Source organism: Bradyrhizobium sp. AC87j1 (assembly GCF_002936975.1).
Taxonomy (GTDB): domain Bacteria; phylum Pseudomonadota; class Alphaproteobacteria; order Rhizobiales; family Xanthobacteraceae; genus Bradyrhizobium; species Bradyrhizobium shewense.
In genome coordinates this window covers 1-833 of sequence record NZ_PTFE01000266.1, presented here as the reverse complement: position 1 = coordinate 833, position 833 = coordinate 1, and the positions used below count along the sequence as shown (strand labels likewise).

At 59.4% G+C, this 833-nt stretch carries 1 protein-coding gene; it reads left to right on the top strand.

Annotation, left to right across the window (positions count from 1 at the left end; all coding sequences use genetic code 11):
- Nucleotides 1–101 precede the first annotated feature (101 nt).
- A partial coding sequence (locus CV770_RS41235; protein WP_104466332.1) for a glucose 1-dehydrogenase occupies nt 102–833 on the top strand: 732 nt, incomplete at its 3' end.

Sequence of the window (833 nt, the reverse complement as noted above, 5' to 3'; positions counted from 1 at the left end):
GGGCATCGCAGCGGGACACAGCAGATCGACCAGGGGCCAATTGAGAGCATAGTGGATGTCGCAAAGACCTTGCACCACCACACTGTCGAGGAAGCAAAATTATGGGACGTGTCAGCGAAAAAGTCATTCTGGTGACCGGCGGGGCTCGAGGGATGGGGGCCGCTCATGCGCGCCTGCTGGTCGCGGAGGGAGCTAAAGTCGTGATCACCGATACTCTTCGTAAAGAAGGAGAGGCTTTCGCGGCTGGCCTTGGCACATCCGCGATCTATCTGCGTCAAGACGTCGCTCAGCCAGAGGAATGGTGCCAAGCGATCGCGGCTGCGGAGAGCAAGTTTGGCGCGCTGCATGGCCTCGTCAACAATGCCGGCATAGCCAGTATTGCTCCTATCGAGCAGTTTCCGCTCGAGCAGTGGACGGAGACCCTTGCTGTCAATCTCACCGGTGTATTTTTGGGAATGCAGACTGCCCTGCCGGCCATGCGCCGCGCGGGCGGAGGCTCGATCGTCAACATCTCGTCGGTCGAGGGGCTGAGGGGTAGTGCAGGGCTTCACGCCTACGTCGCTTCCAAGTTTGGCGTGCGGGGCATAACCAAGTCCGCTGCTTTGGAGGCCGCGGCGTCTGGGGTTCGCATCAACTCAGTCCATCCGGGGTTAATCAACACTTGGATGACAAAGGACTTCGATTCCTCCAGTTTTCCCATTCCGCTTGGGCGGGCAGCCGAGCCGCCGGAAGTGTCACAGGTAGTGTTGTTCCTGCTCAGTGACGAGTCCTCTTATCTTACGGGCTCCGAAATCGTCGTCGATGGCGGTCTGACGATCGGCGTCCCGTACAAG